Here is a 26406-nt window from a genome sequence, read left to right as displayed (position 1 = left end):
CATCAGCTGTAAAACGTCTCTCCAGATTCCAACCTATCAAGTAAGCCCTGGCACGGTTTAAATCGCTCGCCAAACTTAAGCTCAAACTGGTTCATCTTCTCGATCAAGTTCTGCAAGCCGTAGGTATCAATAAACCTAAACGGCCCACCGGTAAATGGTGGAAAGCCAATACCAAAGATTGCACCGATATCACCATCTCTGGCGCTCGCAATGATCCCTTCATCAAGACAGCGTACCGCCTCATTGAGCAGTGGAATAGTGCAACGAAGGGCAATGTCCTCTTCGGATAGGCTTCGGGAAGGCGTCAATTTCAATAATCCATACACAGATTTGTCGACCTTCTTATCTTTGCCTTTGTATTGATAGAAGCCTTTGCCTACTTTCCTACCTTTACGGCCATCGTTAAGCAAGGTGTCGAACAGATCTGGGCCTTGGAATCGCTCCCCTAGCTCTTTGACTAAAATAGGCATGATCTTGGCGCCAATATCCACACCAACCTCATCGAGCAGGGTAATAGGGCCAACAGGGAAACCGAAGTTGAGCAAGGCATTATCAATATGCTCAATTTCTTGCTCTGCCATTAATACTTGAGCAGCTTCATTCATATAAGGCGCAAGAATACGGTTCACATAGAATCCGGCGGTATCTTTGACCACAATCGGCGTTTTGCCCTGCTTACGCGCTAAGGCAACCACAGTTGCAACGGTTTCATCAGAGGTTGTGGCATGAGGTATTACCTCAACTAACGGCATTTTCTCAGCAGGGCTAAAGTAATGCAGGCCGACTATGTTCTCTGGCCTTTGAGCCCCTTCCGCTATCTGATGAATAGGCAAAGATGAAGTGTTTGAAGCAAAGATCGTGCTGTCAGAACACTCGTTTTCAATCTCTTGCACCATGCTTTGTTTCAGCGCTAGGTCTTCAAACACCGCTTCAATGACTACCTGAGCTTTATTGAATCCTAAATAGTCAGTTCCGCCACGAAGCTGAGACATTTTAGATTGCAACTGCGCTTTAGAAAGAATACGACGCTTGCGCTGCTTATTGAATAACTTGTAGTTGTAACCAAGCGCATTGAGCACGCCATCCTGCGACACATCTTTAAGATTCACAGGTAGCTTAGCTTTAGCCAATGAGACATGCGCAATACCCGCGCCCATCAAACCACCACCAAGGACACCCACTTGCTTAACCTCTGCAGGCACAGCATTGCCAAAGTGCTCTTTCTTCATTTCTGTGGTCGCAAAAAACAAAGAACGCAGCGCTTTTGATTCAGAGGTCATCACCAGCTTGCCAAATTCTAGCGCTTCTTTTTCTAGCCCTTTTGCAAAGCCTTTATCTAGGCCAAACTGCATTACTTCTAGAATTTTGTCAGCCGCTGGATAGTTACCACGCGTCTTTTGGTTGGTTTTCTTCGCGGCTTGGTCAAAAATCACCTTACGGCTCAAACCAATACTAGAGATTAATTTCTCTTTTGCTGGCGCTTTGCGTTTTGGTTTAGATTTCGTAGCGTAGGTCTTTGCTACATCCATCAAAATACTTTGAGGAACGCTGGCATCTACAAGGCCCAATTTCTTCGCCTTCTTCGCACGTACTTGTTTACCGGTTAGGATCAAATCAAGTGATGCCATAAGACCAATCAAACGAGGCAAGCGCTGAGTCCCGCCAGAGCCTGGCAATAAACCTAGTTGAACTTCGGGTAAGCCTAAGCGAGTAATATCATCATCGCTGCATACTCTATAGTCACAGGCTAACGCTAGCTCTAATCCACCGCCAAGGCACGGGCCATGAATGGCAGATACCACAGAGAAGGGAAACTCACCCAATCTTGCAAACATCTGCTGACCTGTCGTTGCAAGCTCTGTCGCTTGCTCTGCGGTGCTGCATGCATCGAGCATTCTCACATCGGCGCCAGCCACAAAATTGTCCGGTTTAAGGGAGTAAACAATTAGGCCTGTAATTTCTGATTTCTTTTGGTCAAGTTGCGCCAAGATATCATTCATCTCGTCAGCAAATGCCGCTTGCAAGGTGTTCATCTTCTCACCCTGCACATCAATTGATAGCCAAGCCAACTGCTCTGAATCTATGGTTAGATTAAATGTTTTAGTCTCGCTCATTATTCCACCTCCAAGATCATCGCAGCACCCAGTCCACCAGCAGCACATGCCGTATTAAGGCCGAGGCCTCCACCTCGTCGTTTGAGCTCTCTTAGGGTTTGCGTAATCATACGAGCACCGGTCGCAGCAAATGGGTGACCGTAAGCAATGGAGCCACCCAACACGTTAAACTTATCCATATCAATTTCGCCAATCGCTTTATCTCTTCCCAATTTATCGCGCGCGAATTTATCGCTAGCAAACATCTTCATATTCGCTAGGGCTTGAGCGGCGAAAGCTTCGTGCATATCGATCAGCGTTAAATCATTTAACGAAATACCAGCACGGTCTAGTGCCATCGGCGTTGCATACGAAGGCCCCATTAACATGTCTTTCTCAACACCTGTGGCTGAAAACGCATAGGAACGAATGTAGCCGAGGATCTCGAGCCCAAGTGCTTTTGCTTTACTTTCTGTCATCAGCATGATCGCAGCGGCGCCATCAGTAAGAGGCGTGGCATTGGCTGCCGTTACCGAGCCAAATTGACGGTCAAATGCGGGTCTTAATTTGGCGTAGCCTTCAATCGTGGAATCAAAACGAATGTTGTTGTCGGTATCAATCCACTTTTTATAAGGTTCTGGATAGGCCGTCATCACTTCATCGCGGATCTTACCTTCATTCCATGCCTCTGCGGCAAAAGCATGAGAGCGATGCGCCAAAGCATCTTGATCTTCTCGAGAGATAGAATGGGTCTTCGCCATTTGCTCTGCCGTTTGTCCCATGGACAATCCCGTAGAGTATTCAGCAACAGCAGGCGGAACAGGCATCAAGTCTTTCATCTTGAAGCCACTGACGATTTTTAGCTTTTGTGATAGCGAGCGAGCTTTACTAAGAGCTAAGAGATTTGAAGCAAGAGACTTGGTCACGCCAATAGGGAGCACTGACGATGAATCTGCTCCACCAGCAATACCCACCTCTATATTTCCCGCGAGAATTGACTCTACAACGTTCGCCGTAGCTTGAAAACTAGTTGCACAAGCACGCGTGACACTGTAAGCATCTGTATTAATATCCATGCCGGTACCCAGTACAATCTCACGAGCAATGTTGGGAGCAGCAGGCATTTGAATGACTTGACCAAAAACGACCTGCTCTATCATAGACGGGTCGATCTCTGTACGCGCAAGCATTTCGCTCACTACCATCTTACCGAGATCTAGTGCAGGCACATCTTTGAGTTCTGTGCTTTGTCTAGCAAAGGGCGTTCGAAGCCCTGCGACTACTGCCACCCTATCTCCCTGTCGGGTCGTCAACTGTTGTAATCCCATCACACATCCTTAATTAAGTGGTCAGACCTCGACCATTGTAATCAGAATGTTAATGAAATCAAAACATAAAATGAGCAAACTAGATCTTAAGCAAAAAAAAACCGCACCCTAGGGTGCGGTTATAAAGTACTGTTAATACAGTGTACTACTCACTGTATCATCAAATCTCACTAAAAAATGGTGAATAGCCAAAAGGCAAAAGGTTAAGTGAGAGATTGAAGTCAGCCTAAAAGGAAACTGTCACTTGAGTGGGTTTACAATATGCAACGGTATGTTTGCAACTATATGTTCACCAGATGACCGAGTGTACTATAGGGAAACTGAGCATTCATTCTTTGAAGTAGATCAATTTTTTCACTGTTATAGTTACAGTGAATGTAACAAGCGCGCATAAACCAAGGAGGTTGTGTGGCAATACTACGGATTTTCGACAAAAAAGAAAAATCTCGAAAGAAAAGTTCGACCTCTCCGGTCGACTCTAATATGGATAAACAAAGAAAATACGAAGCGCTCGTTCGCGCTTATCATCGAGACCTATTTCGCTATGCATACTGGTTGTGTAAAGATCGCTCCGTTGCGGAAGATCTTGTACAAGAAACCTGTTTAAGAGCGTGGAAGGCACTGGACTCTTTGCAAGATGACAAAGCTGCTAAGTCATGGCTCATCACAATACTTCGACGAGAGAATGCTCGACGCTTCGAAAGAAAGCAACTCGATCTTGTTGATATCGATGATCCAGGCAACGAAGGCCACAGTAGCGACGACGGCTTTCATCAAAGTGAGTGGCTTCAAGCTCAGATAATGCGCCTTGACCTCGAATATAGGGAACCGTTATTCCTCCAAGTAGTTGGTGGATTCAGCGGAGAAGAGATCGGCGACATATTAGACCTAAATAAAAACACTGTGATGACTCGACTTTTTAGGGCTAGAAACCAACTTAAAGAATTACTCGATTCATCAACTTCAAATCAGGGGAGGCAAAATGGATGATTTAGAATTTCGCCGCCGCATCATGTCTGACCCGAAAGCGCGAGACGAAGATCTACTCAGCGCCATCGCAAACAATGACAACAATGCCAAGTTTGCCGATGACGTGTTAAATCTTGACGCAAGAATAGAACAGGCAATGCGTGTCGATGTGCCAGAGAGTTTGGCTGATAAGATTTTGTTTAATCAGAGTACTGAAGATAACGTGGTGCGCCCAAACTTTGCCAAACGTAGCCTAGCGGTTGCCGCCTCTGTCGCATTTGCTGCTGGGATTATGATTGGACAGCTAAATTGGTCACCAAATATAGTGCCTGCTGCTCATGCCAGTCTTGCCGATGAAGCCGTGCAACATGTGATTACTGAAAGCCCATTTACTGACAAGCTCGATGAGCAGGTTGACTCTAGCCAAATCAATACCAAGCTAACGCCGTTTGCGTATCAGTTTAGTGAGAGTTTTCCGTACCACGTGTACTACCTGAATCACTGTGGCTTTGGTGAAAGTAACGCATTGCACATGGTTTTCCAGGGTGAAAAAGGGCGAATTACCCTATTTATTACCAATATCAGCTCAGATCATGCAGTGAACTTTAGTGAAAACCAGATGTCCGGCACTGTAGTTCCCATTGGTACTGCTTCTATGATACTCGTTGGCGACAGTGACGAGGATGTTGCAAGTGTTGCCGAGCGGTTAGCAAGCATCATATCACCCATTTCATAAATATAATACCTCAATAATTTCAACCCCTTACAGTTCATAATTGTTAAGGGGTTATCATTTCTGACCTATTTTTCTTATCAATAATTGATTTAGAGCAATAACTCTAAGAATTGCGATATTACAGAGATATTGCACCATCTTGCTCGCAAAACTAAACAATTTAGCCATTTTAGGTAGTGGTCTGAGTTGTTAATTTTATAATAATCAATAGTATCAGCCGACTTCGACATTCAAGACCGGTTGATACGCTAGGATTTTGGCGTAAAACCATAAGGAAATTATTCATGAATAAGACGCGTATTCTTAAACGCTCTCTACTTGCAGTTGCAGTTGCTGCGACCACTTCTCAGGCGCACGCTGCAGGCTTTCAACTTAACGCACAATCAGCGACAGGTATTGGTCGTGCATTTGCAGGTGACGCAGTAATCGCAGATAACGCGTCTTCTATGGCTCGTAACCCAGCGACAATGGCCCTTTTTGATAAAACTTCTTTGTCTCTTGGTTTCGAAGCGATTATTACTGATATTTCGGTTAAAGATGCTCAAGGCTTTAGCCAAGATGCAGGCGGCTACGTGCCTCTTCCGGGCTATGACGATGTTGGCGGTACATCTATTGCGCCAAACATTCACTTAATCGTTCCTGTGAACGATAAGTTTGCCTGGGGTGTTAATGCTTACTCTAACTTTGGTACAAGCACTGATTTTTCTGGTAGTGACTATTGGAACAATTCAGCATTTGGTGGCGAAACTGACATACTAAGTATGAACATTGGTCTATCTGGTTCTTATCGCCTAAATGAACAATGGAGTTTCGGTGCCGGTCTAGACATCATCTACGGTAAAGGAACTATCCGCCGCGGAGCTCAAGAGCTAAACTTGCCACCAGCAGTTCAACTTGTAAACATTCAAGATGCTGATGGTTGGGGCGTTGGGTTCAATGTCGGTACTGTTTATGAGTTGAATGAAAATAACCGTTTCGGTCTCTCATATCGTTACAGCCCAGAAATCGAAGCTGAAGATGATCATGGACAAAAATTAACGCTTCCTCTACCTGACATGGCTGAGTTCTCTGGTTACCATCGTATAAACGAGACAGCATTCGCAGTACACTACTCAGTACAGTGGATTGGTTGGAGTGCATTCGACAAGATCGACTTCGAAAACCTAGATCCTACTCGCTCGCTTGCTGGTATCCCAGATGGTACTTACTCAAAACCATATGAATGGCAAGATGGCTGGCACTTCGCAATCGGTGGTACGTGGTACTTGAACGACAAAGTAACTCTACGTACAGGTTACATGCATGATACTAGTGCCCAAGACGAGATCACTTCTATCTCAGTACCTGATTCAGACCGTAACTGGATTTCTGCGGGTGCAACATACCACTTCAGCGATGATTCAAACATGGACTTTGGTATTACCTACCTAATTGGCTCTGATGAAGCAGTATCAGAGGAAGGTGGCGCGGTACTTGCGACAACTCGTGCAGACGCAATCCTAGTTGGTCTTCAGTACAGCCACAGCTTCTAAGCTAAGCCTGACTGATACATAACTAATAAAGGTGTTGAACTCAGGTTCAGCACCTTTTTTGTTTAAATGGCGCAGTTTTGTTTAAATGGCGCAGTGTTGTTTGACGCGAGGAACGTGTCTTCTACTATGACAATCGAAGACCAAAACTGCACACCAATCGTCATCCTAGAATTTACGCTGTAAATATCTAGGATCTTAGTGAGCACAAAGCTTGGCTATGGCACTCCCCAAGATTACGGATATTTGCGCTGCAAATTCCGCAATGACGGAGTTCAGTGTGACTAGGCGTGAGGAAAGTACCTCCTACTATGAAAATCGAAGACCAAAACTGCACACCAATCGTCACCCTAGAATTTACGCTGTAAATATCTAGGATCTTAGTGAGCACAAAGCTTGGCTATGGCACTCCCCAAGATTACGGATATTTGCGCTGCAAATTCCGCAATGACGGACTGCAGTGCGACTAGGCGTGGGGAAAGTACCTTCTACTATGACAATCGAAGACCAAAACTGTACACCAATCGTCATCCTAGAATTTACGCAGTAAATATCTAGGATCTTAGTGAGCACATAGTTTGGCTAAGGCACGCTCCAAGATTACGGATATTTGCGCTGCAAATTCCGTAATTACGCAGTGTAGTGCGACTTGACGTGAGGAAAGTACCTTCTACTGTGACAATAGAAGACCAAAACTGAACACCAATCGTCATCCTAGAATTTACACAGTAAATATCTAGGATATTAGTGAGCACAAAGCTTGACTAAGGCGCTCTCCAAGATTACGGATATTTGCGCTGCAAATTCCGCGATGACGTAGAGGTCACCCGATGGAACCTAGTTTCTTCTTCTAGGTTCTTAAACCCTATTATCCCCACAACTAAACGCGATAATCTGACTTATCTCGCTCAGGCTTCTATCGGATTCTTGTTGCCAGTGACAGAACGCATTATTGGCGGCAGCTCTCGATTTTTTCGTATCACGCCCGCCATCAATAATGCCGTAATTTCGCAGGTAACTTTCCACATCTGAAGATAAAATGAAGGTATCTACGCCCATCTGACGCAATGTGTAAGGGCCCGTATTGCCGCCTAGCCTCGCTCCATGCCTTTTCAGGTGGTCCCATAGGCCTGTAATGTTTTCTGATGGCCATTGCGCTACCATCTTGGCGAATGAGCCATGCGTTAATCTTGCATCCATCAACATCTCAGCATTGGTTTTGATGGTCAGTACCTTGCCAAAATGACGAATAATTTTCGGATCTCTCGCCTTCATTTCCCAATGCTCGTCAGATAGCATCAAAAGTAGCTCAGGTTTAAAGCCAAAAAATAGCTCTTCAAAATTAGGCCACTTATCTCTAACTACCTTCCATGACATTCCCGACTGAAACACCTTCAAACTAAAAATAGACAGCCAGCGATCATCAGGAATTTGCGCTATTTCCTCTGCGGAGAACGGAACAGAAAGCCGCGCTTCGAGTTGGGCACTTCCTCCCTTGCGCTTGGCGGCACGCTGGTAGATATCAGAGAATTTTTCGAGATGCATAAACAAAACCTAGCAATGTCAGAAACAAAAAAGGGCGAAATCAAACCCGTTGATTTCGCCCTCGGTATTTTTGTTTAAATTACAGCATCGCTTCGCGGTCTGCTACCTTCTTCAGGTCGATAATTTCGCCCAGTTCAGTATCAATCAGGAAGTGATCACTTGCCTCACCCGTTGCGAAACGGTCAAGGATGTAGAACAGTGTACCAAAGCGCACCTTGAATACCTGACCTACCGGTGTATGACCTTCAGAGCCCGCTGGCAAACGAATCTCGTTGTCCATCTCTGACAGCTCATCACTAAGCAGCTTGTACTGTGGAAGACGTGATTGTTTGATATCACGGAACGCTAGCTCATCAGCATTACGCAGACGATAGAAGTCAGTCGCTAATTCAGTACCGTCCCACTCAGCGAAAGACATCAGGCTCATACCATGCTGATTAGCAAGAACTGTCGCCTTCTCCTTTGCTTTAGTCCAATCTTGCAGGAACTTGTCCAGATCTTCGTTAGCAAATGCATCTGTACATGGGATATCTAATGCCGCCTTTAGCTGACAAACCGTAATATCGGTTTCTAGCTGAGATAGGATAAGCATCTGCTTGCCATCCATATTAAACAGCATGTTTTTCAGGTCTTGTGGCCACTCATTAGGCAAGAAACGAAGTCGAGTTAGTTCCTTGATATGCCAATCTGTTAGCTCATAATAGTCTTTAGAGTCTAGGATCTCACGAGTCCAAGCATCCTCTTTGCCCATCGCAGTTAGGTGAGCGTGCTCTTCAGCATAGTGCTCAAATAGCTCGTTAAAGCGTGGAACCTCTTCGATAATAACGGTTTCTACTTCAACTTGGCCCTGAGGAAGAATTTCAAGAACCTTATAAGCAGGAATATAGCCCGCTAGAGACGGTGCTTGAATGTTAAACAAGGTGTAGGTTTCACCACCAATGTTGTACTGCTTTTTGCCAGTATCATTGAAGTGCATATGGCCACCCACGTGGATGCCTAGACCTGTTTGTGCCAGAGCTTTCGACGTATCATCTTCTGGTACGCGCTTAAGCTGGAAGTTACCTTCACCAAAGATATCTTCAATCTCTTCTGAAGCGCCATTGTAGAAATCGGTCATCGGGAAGTGGCTAAACGAGATAAGCACCTTGTTTTGCTCTTTTGCCGCTTGAACAGTATCTGCCATCCACTCAATGACATGCTCTTTATGAGTCAACATCATGTTGTAACCAGCGTTACTAGAACCCTCGAAATCATTGCCATTTTGAGAGTTATCTGCAGTACCTGCCTTCGGCTGATACACGTTGGCATCGATTGCCATCAACCAAACACCTTCAATAGGCTCAACTAGATAGGTCGTATCTGGAACCATTGAACATGATGTGTAGTCTTCTTTCTTGTAATCGCCACCAGTACCTTCATGACAAATTTCAAAGAAGCGATTCTCAAATTTTGATTCTATATACGCGGTTTCATATCGATAGTTATCGCGTGCGCCCTGAGATGAGTATGGCGTTTCAAAATAGAAATGCTCAGGTGTTGGGTGGAAGCCATGTGGTGCTAGGATATCCATGATTTCCTTATAGCCCCACTCTTGCACCTCTTCAGTACAGATTTGTGGCAAGTCCCACTCACCGTGAATCAGTGTCCAATCACCAGAATAACCGTCACAACCGTTAGAGCCTCGGCTATAGATACGTTGCTCCTTGCCGCCTTCACCAAGATAGTCGCGCTTGCCGTTTGGAATGCTGAATGGGCGTGTTGGATCGTGGTTACCTGGAGCTGCAAAGAATTCTAAGTCATATTTTTCAGCGTAGTGATCAAAGATCTCTACCAAGCCACGCATGTGCACAGGTTGGCCGTCATCACTAAAGTCACCTGGCAGTGCAACGTGCTTGATACCACGTGCTACTACATCATCTAGAGCGGCGATCATCGCAAAATAGTTTTCGTTAAAAAGACGCGTTGATTCCATCTGAGACTGCATGGTGCGAATCGTAGCACCCTCGCCAGTAACACTATTGTAGAGGCCGTCAAACGAACCATCTTTAAAATCACCGTACACATCATGGAAGTGGATATCAGGCATAAAGGCAATTTTGACACCAGATACTTCCACTGGCGGCTGATCTTTATCTTGCGTATCGTTTGAACTGTCATTACAACCAGCTAGAAAAACAGCACTGGCAACGGCCAGAGCACTTAGCTTTAATCTCATGCTTTCTCCAATAGGTATTTGTTAAAAAACCATGAGAGACTAAGTGAGTTAAATGACAAATTTGGTGAATTTTTATTGCAGTAGAATGACAGGCTGTAACGGAACGTAAAAAGCATAACCATTTAAAATCATATAGTTACAGTTAACTACCCGATTTCCTGGGTTGTATTAGTTTAAGATAACTCTCTATATAAACGATAAAAGAGACTAAAACTCCTCATCCAAATAGTCATCTAAAAAGTCTTCCTCCTCCTCATCAACAGCTTCGTTGTCAGCAACATCTGCCTTATAAGCGCGACGCTGTAGGTAGGCATCTCTAGATAGCGCATATGGATCTGGCGAGTTGTTGAGTAACTCTTCTTGCGCCACCAATGCAGAACGAGTTTCCATTCCTTCAAATACCCACTTACCAAAGCTAGCCCATATATTTAGGTAAGATAGCGTTGGGTAAAGACCATCAGCAAAATCCCCCACTTCACGCAGCGTATAGGGGCCATAGCCAGGAAACATAAAGTACCAACCGCTTCCTAGTCCCCATTTACCAAGAACATCACTGAACGCTCGATTATCTTCTTTTGCAATACCGCCATGTGAAGCGGCATCGTAAAGTCCAACAACACCAAAGGTCGTATTGATCCAGAAACGATTGAAATGATTGAGCGCTAAAGTGCCGTTGCCCATCAATAGGTTGTTTACCACACTTGAGGGTTCGTCTAGATGCGCAAGGAAGTTACTAATGCCGGTTCGAATAAAACCTGGGGTATAGCCAGTATAGGCAAGTGAAACTGGTCGAACGAAGTAGGGATCAAGGATGTCATAATTGAAATCCCACATGGTGCGGTTGAAGCCTTCAAATGGATCATTAGAATGAGAGACATCCTCCCCTTCAGGATTAGAAGCACAGCCTATCATCAATGTGACAATCAAGATCCAAGTTCGACTCATATAGGAGATCCGTTCCCTGTCGATTCAAAGCGTTAGGTGCAAAGGCAGCCCCTTTGCACCCTCAATAACTAGTATTGACTATTAATGACTAAATTAACATCTTCCCCTTTAACAGTCACTTCGCTCTCACCATACCAGTCTCCACCTTTGGTTGAGACATTACCATCAGTATCAATGCGTGCTCGTACAATGAACTCATCTAGATCGGACAGGTTTTGACCTTCTATCATGCTGTTACCATCATCCATCATGATCATTCGCGGGAAGGTACCTAAGCCATAGCGGGCCGCAGCAACAGGCATTGGTGAACCATCAGCTCTGTGAACAGATACAATCAACACGCCTTGCTCTGGTAGCGCCACATCATCCGATAGTGAAACACCAATACGCACTAAACCAGGGGCTGCTTCACCTTCTGTACCTAAGCTACGCTGAGCACTATTAATGCTTCGCTCGAGCATCTCATAACGGCTATCATCAGGGCCAATAAGCTGCTGCATAGTTCGCCAGTAGCGAATTGCGCCTGCATAGTCTTGTTTCTCAAATGCACTAAAGGCAAGTAATGAGAACACACGAAGGTCGACATAGTCTCTGCGCAGCAAGTCATGAAGAAGACGCTCTGCTTCAAGCTGATCAACTTCATCACCAGATAGCGTTAGAGCTTGAGCAAGACCTAACTGAATATCAGGGCTCTCAGGCTCTAGCTTACGGGCTCGTTCCATTGCGCCAATCGCGGTTTGGATATCACGGTTTGCAAGTCCAATACGACCCAATAAAAGCCAGCCAGTCGCATCATCACTGTTTTTATGCAGGCTGGTTCTTAATGCCAATGTAAGGTCTTTCAGCTCATCCTCACTCATTGGTTGCCCGTTGGCATCCATTAGCTTTTTGCTCAGAGCGGGTAAGTTTGCACTCACCTCTTGCCAGTGTTTGACGTCATTTATCGCGCCGAACTTTGCATAAAAGCCATAAGAAACGCCTAATAGAAGTGCAGCAGACACCACTGCAACGAGCACTGGAGAAGCCAGTTTGGTTGATGCTAACTGCTGATCTTCAGGAATATCATCAAGCAGTGCTTGCTTCAAATCGACGATCAGCTCGTCTTTATCAACCACGATACCTTCTTCATCTTCAACGCCAAGCTCAGCAACACGTTCTTTAAATATCGCTTTGTTCAGTTCATCGCGACGCTCAGCATCGTTAATCGCTTTTTTACGAATCAGTGGAATTACAATTAGTGCCGCCGAAAAGAGGACAATAAGTAAGGTCGAAATCCAAAACAACGTCATTATTTGTTGTCTCCATTGTCTTCTTTAAGCAATGCATCAAGGCGTTGCTGCTCTTCTGCACTGAGTGGTGTGCTCTTTGCAGCCTTGGCTGGTTTACGTCGACTTCTGGTGAGAATGAAGCCAAAACCAATTAATACGACACACAGTGGCCCAAGCCATAAAATTGCCGTGGCTGCGGTGAACGGTGGCTGATAAGTCACAAAGTTACCGTAACGTGCCACCATATAATCCACAATCTCTTGCTTGGACTTACCCTCTTTGGTCATCTCGTACACTTTCTCACGAAGATCGAGGGCAAGTTCCGCATTAGAGTCACCAATGGTGTTGTTTTGACATTTAGGGCAACGAAGCGTTTGATTTAGCTCGTGAAACTGCTTCTCTTGCTCTGGAGAGTCAAATTCGTGAATCTCAATAACGGCAAATGCCGTCATACTCATCATCATTGAAGCAACTAAGGCAATTAACCACTTTTTCATGATTTCACCTCATCAAGCATCTCTTGATACATAGGGCCTAGTTTCTCACGCCAGTTTGTCGCATTCACATCACCCACATGGCGATAGCGAATCACGCCATTAGCATCAATCAAGAAGGTTTCTGGCGCACCATAAACCCCTAAATCAAGCCCGAGCATTCCTCTGCCATCAAATAGACTAACCATATAAGGATTGCCAAGCTCACGAAGCCATTTGATGGCTTTAGCGCGGTCATCTTTATAGTTCAAGCCAATGATTTTCACGCCTTGGGCGGACAATTCATTAAGGTACTGGTGCTCGGCATAACAGGTAGGACACCAAGTTGCCCAAACATTAAGGAGCAAAGGCTGACCGGTAAAAATGGCCTGATCGTGCTGCAAGCCTTCTGTTTCCAAGTCTTCAAGCTTAAACACTGGCACTTGTTTTCCAATCAGCACGGATTCGAGCTTAGTCGGGTCATCGCCCCCTGCGTTTCGCGTTAGCTGGGTAGCAAACACCATTGCTAGAACCATAAACAAAACTAGAGGTACAAATAATACTTTCTTATTCATTACGACTCCTTTTTCACCGCTTTGTTACGAAAGCGGTAGCGTCTATCACTGATTGCGATAGCACCGCCAATAGCCATTAACAGGCTACCTGCCCAAATCCAACGAACGAAGGGTTTATAGTAGATACGCACAGCCCAAGAGACGCCATCATCAAGTTTTTCACCCATCGCTATATACAAATCACGAGTAACACCCGCATCAATAGCGGCTTCCGTCATCATAGAGCGAGCGGTTGTGTAGAAACGCTTCTCTGCGTGAAGTGTATTGATGTGCTTACCGTCTTTAGTGACGTCAAAGTCTGCGATATAACCATCGTAGTTAGGGCCATCGTTATCACGCACCTTATCAAAGTAGAAGTTATAACCCTGAATCTCGAAGTTATCACCAGGAGCAAGGCGCACATCGCGCTCAATGCTATAGTTTTGCACCATAGCAATACCAATCACTGTCACTGCTAAACCAATATGAGCAGACATCATCGCCCAGTGGTTGCGAGGTAGCTTAGTGATACCCTTTGCAAATGAGTGACGGTGTGTCGCTCGCGTGTAAAGCTCGAATGAGTGCAGACAGATGATCCACAGCGCCATCACCCAGCCAAGGTATGCAAGGCCAGTAAAGCTCTCGCCCAATATCATCACCATTGCCGCGCCCAACGCTAGCGAGATAACCCCACTAATCACGATAGGTTTCGTAAAGTTTGCGATACTGTCACGCTTCCAGCGTATCAAGGGTCCAATACCTAACAGGAAGGCAAACGGCACCATCAGCCAAGTGAACAAGGTGTTGAAGAACGGAGCGCCAATCGAGACCGAGCCCAGACCAATCTGTTTATGTACTAGCGGCAATAACGTACCCACAAGCACCACAACCAGAGCAGCAACCAATAGCACGTTGTTTGCAAGTAGCGCGTTCTCGCGGGATACGAGATCAAAATTACCTCGCACTCGCACCGAAGACCCTTTTAGAGCAAACAGTAACAACGAGCCACCGATAACAAAGACTAGGAAGCCAAGGATGAACATGCCTCGAGAGGGGTCAGACGCAAATGCGTGTACGGAGACCAAGATGCCTGAACGAACCAAAAATGTGCCGAGCAAACTCAAAGAGAACGCAGAGATCGCCAGTAACACAGTCCAAGCTTTGAAGGTGCCGCGTTTTTCAGTCACTGCTAATGAGTGCATCAATGCTGTACCCGCTAGCCAAGGCATAAACGAAGCATTCTCTACGGGATCCCAGAACCACCAGCCGCCCCAGCCAAGTTCGTAATATGCCCACCAAGAACCAAGAGCAATACCGACCGTCAAAAATGACCATGCTGCAATTGTCCAAGGTCTTGACCAGCGCGCCCATGCGGTATCAAGTCGACCTGTCATCAAAGAAGCAATCGCAAAAGAGAATGCAACCGAGAAGCCTACATAACCCATGTACAACATTGGCGGATGGATAATCAAGCCAGGGTCTTGAAGTAGTGGGTTAAGATCGCGACCATCTACAGGGAAATAAGGCAGGGTCCTATCAAATGGATTCGAAGTTACGATAATAAACAGCAAGAAGCCCACGGTTATGAGACCCATTACCGCAAGCACGCGAGCAACAGATTCTTGAGGCATTCCCTTGCTGAAAGTAGCAACGGCAACTGTCCAAGCTGCTTGTATCAGTACCCAAAGTAGTAGTGAGCCTTCATGCGCTCCCCAAACAGCGGTAATGCGGTAGTACCAAGGCAATGCACTATTGGAGTTATTCGCTACATATTGAAGCGTAAAATCGTTGTGGTAGAAAGACCAACACAAGATATAAAATGATATCGCCAGCAGGATAAACATGCCCCAAGACAAAGGTCTTGAAGTGTTCATCAATAGCGCATTGTTTTTTGAGGCGCCCCACAGAGGCAACACACTCAACAACACCGCTAGAGCGAGTGAAACGATGAGAGCAAAATGCCCTAACTCAGCAATCATTGAGCGCTTCCTTGTTTTTGTTCTTGAGTATACTCAAGAGGCTCGTGAACCACTTTCATTGCTTCAGCAACCTCGGGTGGCATGTATTCTTCATCGTGCTTCGCTAATACTTCAAAAGCTTCAACAGTATGACTATCCGTCAAAACGCCTTGGGCTACGATGCCCTGCCCTTCACGGAACAAGTCAGGCAAAATGCCATCATAAGTTACCGTCACAGCAGGACCGACATCGGCAACATCAAAAGAGACTCGTAATGATTCAGAATCACGAGATACGGTGCCTGCTACAACCATTCCGCCAATTCGAAGGCGCTGTCCGATTTCTGGTTTCTCACCGTTACTCTTACCGTTTACGATCTCAGTCGGCGTATAGAACAAATCCATATTCTGATTTAGTGCATACAGCATCAAGCCTACCGTTGCGCCCAAACCAACCAACAGAGCGACAATTAAGCCCATTCTCTTTTTACGTCTAGGATTCATAATGTGTTCTCCATATTCTTAGCCGCATCGATACGTGCTTGGCGATCCATCCGATTTTTAACCTCTTTTAACGTCGCTTTGCTGTCTAAACGACTGAATAGAAAAATCAAACCTAGGGCGCCAAATGTGATGGCAAAAGCACCCCAAACGTAGGAGGCGTAACCTCCCATATAAAATAAGTCCGACAGGGAATCAAAATGCATGCGTTACCCTTTAGCAAAAGTACGTTTTGCGAGTTCCTGCACCCAAGGTCTATGTCCCTCTTTTTGCAGAATCGCGGTTCTAAAACGAGTCATGGTCACTGAGCCAAAGAAGAAGGCAAAGCCGAAGATGTTGAGCAATAATGGCCATAACATATCATTGGAAATTGATGGTTTTTCAAATTTGGTAATAGTTGCCCCTTGATGAAGCGTATTCCACCATTCCACAGAGAAGTGAATAATTGGTAAGTTGATAACGCCTACCACTGCAAGCAAACCGGCAGCTTTAGCTGCTGTCTTTTGGTCGTCAAAGGCATGATAAAGTGCAATCACACCCAAGTAGAGAAATAGAAGTACCAACTCAGAGGTCAGACGCGCATCCCATACCCACCACGTGCCCCACATAGGCTTACCCCAAATTGCGCCTGTTACTAGCGCGATAAAGGTAAACACTGCGCCAATCGGTGCCATCGCAGAGGCTGCAATGCTGGCTAATCGCAGTTGCCATACTAAGCCAATAAAAGCGGCGATCGCCATCGACATGTAAGCGCCCATTGACCAAATCGCCGAAGGCACGTGAATGTAGATGATCCTGAAGCTGTCGCCTTGTTGATAATCACTTGGCGCGAAAGCCAGTCCCCACGCCGTTCCCACAGTAAGACAAATTACAGCTAACGCCGTAAACCAAGGTTGCAGGGTTCCGCATAGATTGTAAGTTGCTTCAGGTTTTGCGTATGGATGGAGCCACTTCCACATGTTGTTTTACTCTCTGAGAAAATTAAGGTTAATTTACCGATACGCGCAATGCTGCGCTAGTTGCGAATGGTGTTAATGTTATCGAGCCCACTAACATAGCCGCTAAAATTGCGATTTGTCCGTTGTATGCAACGCCTAGCCCTGCAGAATCGATTGCAGAGGTAGCAAAAATTAGTACCGGAATATACAGGGGTAAGATCAAAAGACTGAGCAAAACACCGCCTTTTTGTAGACCGACAGTCAATGCAACGCCAATTGCCCCCAAAAAGCTTAATGTCGGGGTGCCAAGCAATAAGGTAATCAATACCGCACTCCAAGACTCCCAAGTTAGACTCAATAGAACCGCCAACAAAGGACTAATGAGAATTAAAGGTAAGCCGGTCAAAATCCAGTGTGCGATTACTTTAGAAATAACGACTAGTGGTAACGGCAGTGGCATAAGCATCAACTGCTCAAGCGCCCCATCCTGATAATCATCGCGAAATAATCTTTCTAGAGACAAAAGCGCCGCCAATAATGCTGCAACCCATACAATACCGGGAGCAATACGCATTAGCAGGTTTGGCTCTGGGCCAATACCTAATGGGAAAAGGGTGATGACGATGATAAAAAACCACAATGGGTTAAAGACATCGGCTCGACGCCTAAAGGCAATCAACAGCTCGCGACGAACAATGGCCCACATATGTTTAAACATTAGTGACCCAACCTTATCTTGCGAAGCTTACTATTGTTTTCAAACATATCTTGGTGGGTAGTCAACAACACCATACCTCCCTGTTCAGTATGCTGAAGAAACAGCTGTTCAAGCACCTTCACACCTTGCTTGTCTATCGCAGTTAGTGGCTCATCAAGGATCCACAGTGGGTGCTTGCTTAGCCACAGTCTCGCCAAAGCGACTCTGCGTTGCTGTCCCGCAGACAGTTGCGCTACTGGAACATCCTCTCGTCCTGCAAGCCCAACTTTGGTTAGCGCCTGCCAAACTTCATCATGGGTATAGGAATGGCCACTGATATTGAGATAAAACGACAGGTTTTCAAAGGCACTCAAGTCGCGCTTGATACCGGTTTGATGTCCCAAAAATAATAGATCTTGGTGGAAACTGTCTCGGTCTGAAAAAATGGATTCGTTCTTCCACGCAATATCACCGGCTTCTTTATCACCCAAACCAGCAATAATTCGAAGCAGGGTCGTTTTACCGGTACCGTTACGCCCTTCAATCTGAACCAGATCTCCAGCCTCTACAGTAAAAGACAGGCTCTCGAATAAAATTCTTTCATCGCGTATTGCAGTTAATCCATTTACTTTCAGCATAGCCCGACAGTATCTATTCCAAAGAGTTGGCATAGTAACACAGGCTTATTAAGGCCAACCAATGTAAACGATTAATTAGTAAGCGTTTCTTCACAGAAAAGTGAAGTATGTCGTCAGGATTTGAAACGGGTCATACTCTCAACCCTTAAAGCCCTTAGTATGAGTAAGTCATTACCATGTTTACTAGATTTCGTTCAGGGCCTGCTACCAACTCAAGGCTAGTGCCAAATGAGTTCGCAAAATTCCAGTTCATACCGACCACACCGGCGTATTGCGACGAGCTACTTTGCTCTAAAGAGTAACTTAAACCTTCCACCCCTAAAGCATCATTTTCAGCAACACGACCTTCGGTATTCATATAAGCCGCCCCCACATACCCATAGATAGCGCCATATCCCGCAACTGGGAATAATTGACCGATACGTGGGCTAAGCATCACGGTTTTAGCGGTAGTACGACCGTCATCGGTTTTCGACTGGGTCATACTCAGCGGCACCACATAGGTAAATCCACCAAACTGGCCGACAAAATTAGCTGAAAACCCCCAGTTTGTTCCTTTGATATCATCAATTTCAAATGTAGGTATTTCTATCACCTCACCTATCTTGTCACACAGTTCGCTACCCAATCTTGGGTCTGTTTGACAGTGCTCTGAGAAACGCTCAAATATCGATGTCGGTATCCCAACACTTAGCGCTGTTCGCCCGCGAAAGCGACCGCCATGTACGCCCACCTGTAAATTAGGCAAAACCCACGCTGCTGCTCTCAATTGCAAAGTAGCGCTTTCAATCTCCGGATCTCCCCACGTCACCTGAGAAAGGTCGTACTTATCACTTAGATTGTTGTCTCCATAAGAGACTTCAAGGGAATGAATGTCGTAACCTTGCTTCGCCACACTGGGAATCAAAGACAACGAAAACGGCAGTGGAAGGTGGTAACCAAGATCAATAGCCTGCTGCGCATGAAACGGCAACATACGGTCGTACTTTTCATTCAATTTTTCTTGCTTTTGCTCGTCGGGAAAATCAACGCGAGCGGGGTTAGCCAGCGCTATAGTGCTAAACAGAGAAAAAATCGTTAGGCAGATTAAATGGCGCATACTTAGAACGCCTCAGTAAAGGTGAGGTAAAATCCCATCTCATCTTGATTTGAGAAGCCCAAGTCCGCCCGAACATTCATCCTTGGCTGCAACTCATAGCGATAACCCACTCCATAAGTCACAACCCAATCTTGATAAAGATCACTGGCTTGTTCGCCAATGGAGCCTGCGCCAAGCCATAGCGTCACGCCATGCCGACTTAAGCCCTCACCATCTTTAAAGGTATGACGATACTCCACAGTATTTTCTGTGGCATTGAGGTCTCGAAAGTGTCCGAGGTAGGTCCCTCGCATGAAATCCATCCCTCCGAGGGTTGCCATATCATAATAAGGAACATCACCTTGGCTTAGTTCGATTCGATTCAAGAAAGCAAAGGTCGACCCTATTCTTGGGGTGATATAGAAGCGATAATCAGCAAGAGCTTTTTCGTACCGTGAATCACTACCCCACTCTGGAGAATAATTTGAGTATTCAAGGTTAAAGAAGTGACCACGGCGTGCATTAACCGCCACATCTCGGCTGTCCCACTGAACTGCTGCGCCAAGGCCTAGGCTTAAAGGTAAGTCTTTAAAGCGATTAAAATTAGGGTCTTGTAAAGCAGAATCTGGGATCTTATCTTGCGTTGGCGAAAAATATTTCAATCGCAGAATCGGCCCAATATAAAGCTGATCATAAACTCTAAAGGTAAGGTCAGCGTTGTATTTGACGAATTCAAGGTCCAACAGCAAGTCATCACTCGCCTTTTGAGACGTACCCGCCTCATAGCCTATGCCCCAGTAATAAAGATTTTGATGACCCGCATCCAGATGCCCAAAGTAACGAATATTATCATCGGCAAAGAAGACTTTCTGCTTTGAACGAACACCAAAGCCAATGCCACCTTCAAGTTCGTTGGCAACGCCTACCAAGGTAATCGAAGAGCGCTGAAGGGCATCATCATCCTCTGTTTTAAACGAGAACAACCCACCAACGGCCAGCATTAACCCTGTTTCAGGCATATAACCTGGTCCGCCGAGAATAGAAAACATTGGGCGATTGGGATCTTTAGACTCAGTACTTGAAGCAACTGAATGCCAAGAAAACAAGGGATAGCAAAAGAATAGAGATAGGAGTGCTTTAGCTGAGAGTGAGCATCGACGCATACAGAAACACAGACAAAACAGCCATGTTAAAAGCAGAGATGGTATTCACCTAATCAACTGTTTGCATTTCAGGTATGCGTGAAGATTATATGATTTCATAATCAAGTATTGAAATCGATCTACAAAAAAAGAAACTTAAGCGATTGCACATTATGATAGCACCCTCAAACAATGCTTGAGGGCTCTATCATAAGTAGAAACTATACAAACGCTTATTATTAAATTGTCGAACGCTACATTTTAACGCTGGAATGATAACCCGGAGTCGCTTGATTTTGCAGGGACTGACTAATCCAATGACAAAATGGCACAGTGCGGGTATCTAGATACCAACTTAGTGATATGCCTTTCTTTACGATTGGTAGTAAGCGGGAATTGACAACACGCAGGGTTTCATATTGAGACAACATAGAAAGTGCACTGTGCGGAATACAAGCAATATTAGAACCAGACTCACACATCTTGTATAAGGTCGCTAGATCATCTACCCGCCACACCGATGCAATATTAGTGATGCACTTGAGCTCTTCTGTCTCAAATTGAGGTGGTATCAGATAGCGATAAGTACTTAGTTCAAACAACTGCTCAGCAGCATTGATGCGTTGTGTCGCTTCCTCAGTTGTAACCCACACATTTTCAGCCAAACCAACACTTTCAGTATGATATTCGGACGCTGGTAAGAAATTATCGCTTCCACCAATCACAATATCCAACTCCCGAGCTAGCAATAACTCATTCAAACCCGCACTGTCACGATAGATTAGATACACCTCGACAGAAGAAAAGGTTGCTTCAAATTGTTGAATCAGCCGAGTGATATTTTTAGGACAAAGCAGAGGATCAATTCCGATGTTTATACGCTGTTTTTGGTTCGTTTTTAACTGTTCTGCATGTTGAATAAAGCGAGAATACTGGGCCCTTACTAAACGCGCATTCTTGAGTAAGGCATCACCATTATCGTTTAGTGAAATAAAGCGCCCTCTACGAGTAAACAACTCATAACCTAAATCTACTTCCAGATTCTGAATTAGCTGGCTCACCGCTGACTGACTCTTTCCCTGCTTTTTTGCGGCAATACTGAACGAATTATGTTCTGCAGCTAATATAAAAGCCTCTATAGCTTCAATCATATAAATTTATACCTAATAAATGTACTTGTTCAATAAACACCCACAGTTACTTTCCCTGCTCTAATTGAGTGTTTATTATTCGCTTTCTTATTATTTACCTTACGCTGACAAAACAAAAAAAGATAAATCAATAGCAATCGGCTTATTTATACAATTTTTCAAAGGATATTGCTATTACATAAACGTTAACTGAATCAACAATTTGAAATTAAAATATGCTTCAAAACACGCGACGATAATAAAGACGCCTCGCTTTACATTCTTGCTACATCGATACTTCAAATAGTGCGTCAACTAATATGGCCATTTTCCAACCAAGTTTTAGTTCCAAATGGATACTAAATTTATCTTTATAAACTAATTTTGATTCAGCTAATATTTTATAGGATAGGCTTAGAGCCGTTTTAATATCTAAAAAAGCCAGCAAATAGAGTGATTATTAAGCGTTAGAAATTTAAATCAAAAAGGCTGTTCACTTAAAAACTACGGTAAGAAAGCACTCATGATTGATCTGCGACTACGATTTCTACTCTCCTATTTGCTGCTCGGCCTTCCTCTGTTTGATTATCCTTCATTGGCTGGGTAAAGCCTTCAGACTGGGGCGAAAGTATTTCTTTTTTAACACCTGATTCAACCAAGTAAACCTTACTCGATACAGCTCTATACTCGCCAAGTTGTTTGTTATAATTTTCTGAGCCTACATTGTCCGTATGCCCTACTACATTCAGATTTGGCACCTCACCGAGAGACTGAATTCGTTCGGCGAGCGTGGTTAAAGTCAATTTAGAGGTTTCCGTGAGCTCGCTCTTGTCAAAGTTAAAATAAACGCGAGCTACGACACCATCTGAATCTACTTCTAGAACGTCTTTCTTGCTCAAGTATTCAAGGCAATCGTCACCAAGTGTGATGTTACTAGTCGTTAACTTAGATTTTTGTTCATCAGACAATGACGGCTGAACTTGATAATGCTGTGCTCTATTATTAGCAACTGCATTCGCCTGACCTATGGAGACGGAATGTTTTATAAGCATATGTTCAGTTGAACAAAGCTGATCAATCGTGGCGTTGACTTCATTTGCAGTTACCTGAAATGAAGCCACACTAAAGCAAACTAATGTGGCTACACTAAATCTCATACTACTCCCTTAAGAATTTTTGTCATAGAGGCGTGATACACCGTTTGTGGCGGCACCTTTTTGTATTAGCTCTTGGATTTTATCTAGAAGATCTTGGCTATTTGATACGTCTATGATTTCATCTGCGCAGTTCTTAAACCCAGTTTGGCCTGAAGCGTTAAAGTTGATACCAATTACACCTATGTATAATGGGCTATCATGGTCACTAAAATGTTGTCTTATATTGGTGCACAAGCCCTTCTCCACAAGCTCAGAAAAAGTCTCAGTAAAAGGATCTTCTTTTCCGTCACTCAGAATCAATAGCATTTGAGCACGCTCATTATACTTTTCAAGTTGTTCTGTATCGCCTATTGTTGATCGCCCTTCAGCTAGAACCTGTGCCCCCCGAATAAGACCTTGATACACGGATGTCCCTCCGCTGGCGCTCATACTATCAATCGAAGGTTTTTGAAGAGAGAGAGGGATAGTAAAGAAATTCTCGCTACCACCACACATACCATTTGAGAATAAATTACTTCCTGATTTGCTTGAAACTGGATGCAAATGCTCGGCACTTATCTTACTGACGTTCCAGTTTAACGCTGAAATATCTATATCAACATAGGAGTGCGCATCTGGCCAATTGCCACCAGCACTACTAAAAACCTTCCTAATAGCCTTCGCTTCTTGCTGTGTCATAAAACCAGAACAATAATTGGATTCATCAGCACAATTTCTGACCTCACTAGAACTCTTTTCACCCCATGTTTTCCAATCAATACTCTCAAATGGAATTAGGTGGTCCTGATCTCTCCAAACCCAACGGTACCCATTCCAATATTGATATTTTGTAGTTACTTCAATTGGTTCATACTCTAGTTGTGTTATACAACGACGATCTCCGTTTATAGATTCCTGAGTTCTTAAGTTATAAGGGACAAATCCTATCCTATGAGCATAACCAGCACTTGTAGCTGTGCTAGATAACAAATCTGATGAAATAATATTTACTTGATCTTTCAAATGCTGTAGTTGACTTTTTCCATTCCAGGGACTATTCATCGAGCCAGAAAAATCAGCCACAAATACCAAGTCGAGATCTGACGGCAACATATGAGTCCTAGCCATCGCATCATTGCCGACTCGTCTTGATTCAAGCTCTGTAGAACTATGATCGGAGAAATTGAACCAACTATCAAAAGAGGCGTCTGCCTCTACTTCGTACTGGACATAATATAATTTATTTCCATCAACTTCTTCATTTCCCTCTGTCCTCAATACTTTTACTGTATTTATATCAATATTAGGCATATAGGTTTCTAGGTAACTTCTAGCTAATGCGTCAGAAGCCTCACTATTTTTTCTATTTGAAATAGCCACAGCTAAAGTTGCTGCCTCGGCAGCATCAGCCAATCGGTGTTGCTCCTGAATCATCCTAGTACCCTCAACGGATAATTGAATCATCCCGCCGACCGCTAAAAACGAAAGAGCAACTACAATCGCTGCAACTCCTTTCTGTTTTTCCATAGTTCTCATAACATTCTCCCTTGTCATTATCTACCAGGTAACACAGAAGATGAACTCACATAATTCATACCTGGAAACACATCCGAGAAACCTTCTACCCTTAGGCATACTGTCACTTGATATATAGGGAACACCACACCGTCATCCCTGACCGGACGCAAATGCTCTAATTCTGAAATTGATTCCTGTGGTATGCAACTCTCACCGCTTTCAAAAGATCGAAAATACTCCTGCACACCATTGTCTGTATACCCACCTACTGCTATTCCATAATCACTATAAGTCCCATTATCTGCAAGCAGCCCCCCAGCTATTGAGCTAACTAATTCAAAATCGCTTTGTGATATATCATGTCTTGTATCGAAAAACCGATACCGCTCTTTCATAGCTGTAGTTATTGAGTAGCTCACACGATTAGCTTGTGTCTTTGCGAGTAATATTTGAGAAAGATCTGCGATAAAAAATAATATAACAACTATTAGTGTCATACTAAGTGCTGCCTCGACAACAAATGCACCTCTTTGAACTCTAACCCTCATCTTCCCACCCTTCGTGCTCTTGAATAGTAAGCAACTTTCTCGTGATTTTTCCACTCCAAAACCAGTCTGCCATCACCATCGGTGTATAGTGGTAGCTAAGTTCATAAACCACCAATGGGCAGCGCTCACAACCGACCCTTGCTGTTTCAGAAGCTACATCTTGTAAGGTTAGATAAGGCTTAGCTTGAAACGAAAACTGCTTTGCATCCACAATTCCCAACGAGTTCCACAGCGAATCACTATCATTAAAAACTTCGTTTAATCTATTTTCGTAGCTAGTATCAAGCTTTTCACCTTCATAAATTCGTACCTTACGGGTTGACTCCGATAGCGTAGACTCCGTCATGTTAGTAATAAATATAAAACGGCCTATCTCAAAAACTCCGATAATGAGAGTGAAAAATGCGATAGCTCCAAGAGAAAATTCAATACTCACGACCCCTCTCTCGCTATTAATAGTCCGTTTCATTGATCACCTAATTACTTGAATGAAATATTCAAGCCCATTAAGTTCTTGCTTATTCAAAGCATAACCCTGCGCCTGTCGGTAGGAGTTAAATTCGCCGTTTAACAGCCTAAACCAAGTTTCTGAGTTATTTAATTTAGACTGTCTGATATCAACTTCTAGTCCCGTAGAAACTAGCTCTTGTCTTTTTTCTAACGCCTCTTCAAAAGTCGGGTAAGAGCCCACTTGAACATAATATTTTTTATTTTCTTCCTCTGCACTAATGTTTTCTATCTTTTCTTGTGAAAGGAAGTATTCTTGAGCTGTTATTTCACTATATTCAATATCATTTACCGAGCTATCATCTATATCTGATTCTCCCGTAACTAAAGATGTCGAGTTGGGATCAGAGTTCCTATTCAATTCATCTAATAATGAGAGAGCAATTTTCAGATTTGATTCTATCTTCTTATCAGTCGAGTCAATTTCATAAACTGGCTGAAGAATATTCACTGATTTTTGATATTCACCTTGATAAAGATGTACTACAGCTAAGTTATTTTTAATGGTATTATCATCATATCCACGCAATCTAGCCTGATTAAATAAATCTATTGCTTCTTCATATTGTCTTATTTGAGCGTTAGCAACTCCCATTTTTAGATATAGTTTCGCGTTATTATAACCATAGTATTTTGCCATCTCATATTTCTCAAGAGCAGATTCGAAATTTAGCTGCTCTGAAAGAATCTCCCCTTTCAAAAAGTATGCTTTACCACTATTACTTCCTGACAATAAAAGAACCCTATCTATATAAAAATTGGCGGATTCTATATCTTTGTAATCTAAGTATGCTTGCGACAATCTAATTTGAGATTCCCAGTCAGATGGATCATTCACGATTTTACTTTTGTAAATATCTATTAATGCTTTATAATTTTTTGTTGTAGTCAGCTGGTTAACTTTATTCTGATCAGAAATGCTCTCTGTTGAACTACATCCCATCATCAGTAAAGAAAACAA

25 protein-coding genes are annotated in these 26406 nt (G+C 44.0%); 3 read left to right on the top strand and 22 right to left on the bottom strand.

All coding sequences use genetic code 11. The features are described 5' to 3' along the window. Window positions 1–2: 2 nt before the first annotated feature. Window positions 3–2114: a fatty acid oxidation complex subunit alpha FadJ gene (gene fadJ / locus OCU46_RS04730; protein ID WP_141272134.1), complete on the bottom strand. Its 2112-nt coding sequence runs from the start codon at window positions 2112–2114 to the stop codon at window positions 3–5. Next, on the bottom strand, window positions 2114–3421 hold the full coding sequence (fadI, locus tag OCU46_RS04725) for an acetyl-CoA C-acyltransferase FadI (RefSeq protein ID WP_141272133.1): 1308 nt from the start codon (window positions 3419–3421) through the stop codon (window positions 2114–2116). The genes fadJ and fadI overlap by 1 nt, the downstream gene beginning before the upstream one ends. A 408-nt stretch (window positions 3422–3829) precedes the next feature. Here fadI and OCU46_RS04720 point away from each other — a divergent pair, with 408 nt between their 5' ends. The 3 genes from OCU46_RS04720 to OCU46_RS04710 all read left to right on the top strand — a co-directional run bounded on the left by OCU46_RS04720 (window position 3830) and on the right by OCU46_RS04710 (window position 6658). Then, a complete protein-coding gene (locus tag OCU46_RS04720) occupies window positions 3830–4411 on the top strand; it encodes a sigma-70 family RNA polymerase sigma factor (protein WP_017032484.1) in 582 nt (193 codons plus the stop codon). After that, on the top strand, window positions 4404–5126 hold the full coding sequence (locus OCU46_RS04715; protein ID WP_141272132.1) for a DUF3379 family protein: 723 nt from the start codon (window positions 4404–4406) through the stop codon (window positions 5124–5126). The genes OCU46_RS04720 and OCU46_RS04715 overlap by 8 nt, the downstream gene beginning before the upstream one ends. Window positions 5127–5410: 284 nt before the next feature. Then, the gene (locus OCU46_RS04710; RefSeq protein ID WP_141272131.1) at window positions 5411–6658 is read left to right on the top strand and encodes an outer membrane protein transport protein; all 1248 of its coding nucleotides are present in this window, start codon (window positions 5411–5413) and stop codon (window positions 6656–6658) included. 855 nt (window positions 6659–7513) lie between these two features. Here OCU46_RS04710 and OCU46_RS04705 read toward each other — a convergent pair. The 20 genes from OCU46_RS04705 to OCU46_RS04610 all read right to left on the bottom strand — a co-directional run bounded on the left by OCU46_RS04705 (window position 7514) and on the right by OCU46_RS04610 (window position 26406). Then, the gene (locus tag OCU46_RS04705) at window positions 7514–8200 is read right to left on the bottom strand and encodes a DNA-3-methyladenine glycosylase I (RefSeq protein WP_141271093.1); all 687 of its coding nucleotides are present in this window, start codon (window positions 8198–8200) and stop codon (window positions 7514–7516) included. 79 nt (window positions 8201–8279) lie between these two features. Continuing rightward, a complete protein-coding gene (locus tag OCU46_RS04700) occupies window positions 8280–10415 on the bottom strand; it encodes a metallophosphoesterase family protein (RefSeq protein ID WP_141271092.1) in 2136 nt (711 codons plus the stop codon). 207 nt (window positions 10416–10622) lie between these two features. Next, a complete protein-coding gene (locus tag OCU46_RS04695) occupies window positions 10623–11360 on the bottom strand; it encodes an MlaA family lipoprotein (RefSeq protein ID WP_141271091.1) in 738 nt (245 codons plus the stop codon). A gap of 68 nt (window positions 11361–11428) precedes the next feature. Continuing rightward, a complete protein-coding gene (gene ccmI / locus OCU46_RS04690) occupies window positions 11429–12649 on the bottom strand; it encodes a c-type cytochrome biogenesis protein CcmI (protein WP_141271090.1) in 1221 nt (406 codons plus the stop codon). After that, on the bottom strand, window positions 12649–13125 hold the full coding sequence (locus OCU46_RS04685) for a cytochrome c-type biogenesis protein (protein WP_141271089.1): 477 nt from the start codon (window positions 13123–13125) through the stop codon (window positions 12649–12651). Before OCU46_RS04685 ends, ccmI begins: the two co-directional genes overlap by 1 nt. After that, window positions 13122–13676, bottom strand: coding sequence for a DsbE family thiol:disulfide interchange protein (locus OCU46_RS04680; protein ID WP_141271088.1), 555 nt, complete (start codon window positions 13674–13676; stop codon window positions 13122–13124). The genes OCU46_RS04685 and OCU46_RS04680 overlap by 4 nt, the downstream gene beginning before the upstream one ends. Next, entirely contained in the window at window positions 13676–15634 is a 1959-nt protein-coding gene (locus OCU46_RS04675) for a heme lyase CcmF/NrfE family subunit (protein WP_141271087.1), read from the bottom strand. The genes OCU46_RS04680 and OCU46_RS04675 overlap by 1 nt, the downstream gene beginning before the upstream one ends. Further along, the gene (ccmE, locus tag OCU46_RS04670) at window positions 15631–16116 is read right to left on the bottom strand and encodes a cytochrome c maturation protein CcmE (protein WP_141271086.1); all 486 of its coding nucleotides are present in this window, start codon (window positions 16114–16116) and stop codon (window positions 15631–15633) included. The genes OCU46_RS04675 and ccmE overlap by 4 nt, the downstream gene beginning before the upstream one ends. Next, window positions 16113–16319 (bottom strand): heme exporter protein CcmD, encoded by a 207-nt coding sequence (gene ccmD, locus OCU46_RS04665; RefSeq protein ID WP_141271085.1) that lies wholly within the window; start codon window positions 16317–16319, stop codon window positions 16113–16115. The genes ccmE and ccmD overlap by 4 nt, the downstream gene beginning before the upstream one ends. 3 nt (window positions 16320–16322) lie before the next feature. After that, entirely contained in the window at window positions 16323–17072 is a 750-nt protein-coding gene (locus OCU46_RS04660) for a heme ABC transporter permease (RefSeq protein WP_141271084.1), read from the bottom strand. A gap of 28 nt (window positions 17073–17100) precedes the next feature. Further along, window positions 17101–17769, bottom strand: coding sequence for a heme exporter protein CcmB (gene ccmB / locus OCU46_RS04655; protein WP_141271083.1), 669 nt, complete (start codon window positions 17767–17769; stop codon window positions 17101–17103). After that, window positions 17769–18386, bottom strand: a complete 618-nt coding sequence (ccmA, locus tag OCU46_RS04650; protein ID WP_141271082.1) for a cytochrome c biogenesis heme-transporting ATPase CcmA — start codon at window positions 18384–18386, stop codon at window positions 17769–17771. The genes ccmB and ccmA overlap by 1 nt, the downstream gene beginning before the upstream one ends. A 154-nt stretch (window positions 18387–18540) precedes the next feature. Then, window positions 18541–19485, bottom strand: a complete 945-nt coding sequence (locus tag OCU46_RS04645) for a hypothetical protein (protein WP_141271081.1) — start codon at window positions 19483–19485, stop codon at window positions 18541–18543. Window positions 19486–19487: 2 nt separating this feature from the next. After that, a complete protein-coding gene (locus OCU46_RS04640; RefSeq protein WP_141271080.1) occupies window positions 19488–20513 on the bottom strand; it encodes a BamA/TamA family outer membrane protein in 1026 nt (341 codons plus the stop codon). 347 nt (window positions 20514–20860) lie between these two features. After that, window positions 20861–21757, bottom strand: coding sequence for a LysR family transcriptional regulator (locus tag OCU46_RS04635; protein WP_244311390.1), 897 nt, complete (start codon window positions 21755–21757; stop codon window positions 20861–20863). Between the two features lie 500 nt (window positions 21758–22257). Then, complete coding sequence (locus tag OCU46_RS04630) at window positions 22258–22893, bottom strand: OmpA family protein (protein WP_141271079.1); 636 nt, start codon at window positions 22891–22893, stop codon at window positions 22258–22260. A gap of 9 nt (window positions 22894–22902) precedes the next feature. Beyond that, window positions 22903–24399: a pilus assembly protein TadG-related protein gene (locus tag OCU46_RS04625; RefSeq protein ID WP_337972453.1), complete on the bottom strand. Its 1497-nt coding sequence runs from the start codon at window positions 24397–24399 to the stop codon at window positions 22903–22905. A gap of 26 nt (window positions 24400–24425) precedes the next feature. Then, window positions 24426–24938, bottom strand: coding sequence for a tight adherence pilus pseudopilin TadF (gene tadF / locus OCU46_RS04620; protein ID WP_141271077.1), 513 nt, complete (start codon window positions 24936–24938; stop codon window positions 24426–24428). Beyond that, complete coding sequence (locus OCU46_RS04615; protein ID WP_244311388.1) at window positions 24928–25374, bottom strand: TadE/TadG family type IV pilus assembly protein; 447 nt, start codon at window positions 25372–25374, stop codon at window positions 24928–24930. The genes tadF and OCU46_RS04615 overlap by 11 nt, the downstream gene beginning before the upstream one ends. A gap of 36 nt (window positions 25375–25410) precedes the next feature. Continuing rightward, window positions 25411–26406 carry an SPOR domain-containing protein gene (locus OCU46_RS04610; protein ID WP_167495359.1) on the bottom strand — a complete coding sequence of 332 codons (996 nt, stop codon included), beginning with the start codon at window positions 26404–26406 and terminating at the stop codon, window positions 25411–25413.

This window comes from Vibrio comitans (genome assembly GCA_024346835.1).
Classification (GTDB): Bacteria; Pseudomonadota; Gammaproteobacteria; order Enterobacterales; family Vibrionaceae; genus Vibrio; species Vibrio comitans.
Note: the sequence above shows the minus strand (reverse complement) of the source record. Positions and strands in the feature narration are given on the sequence as shown.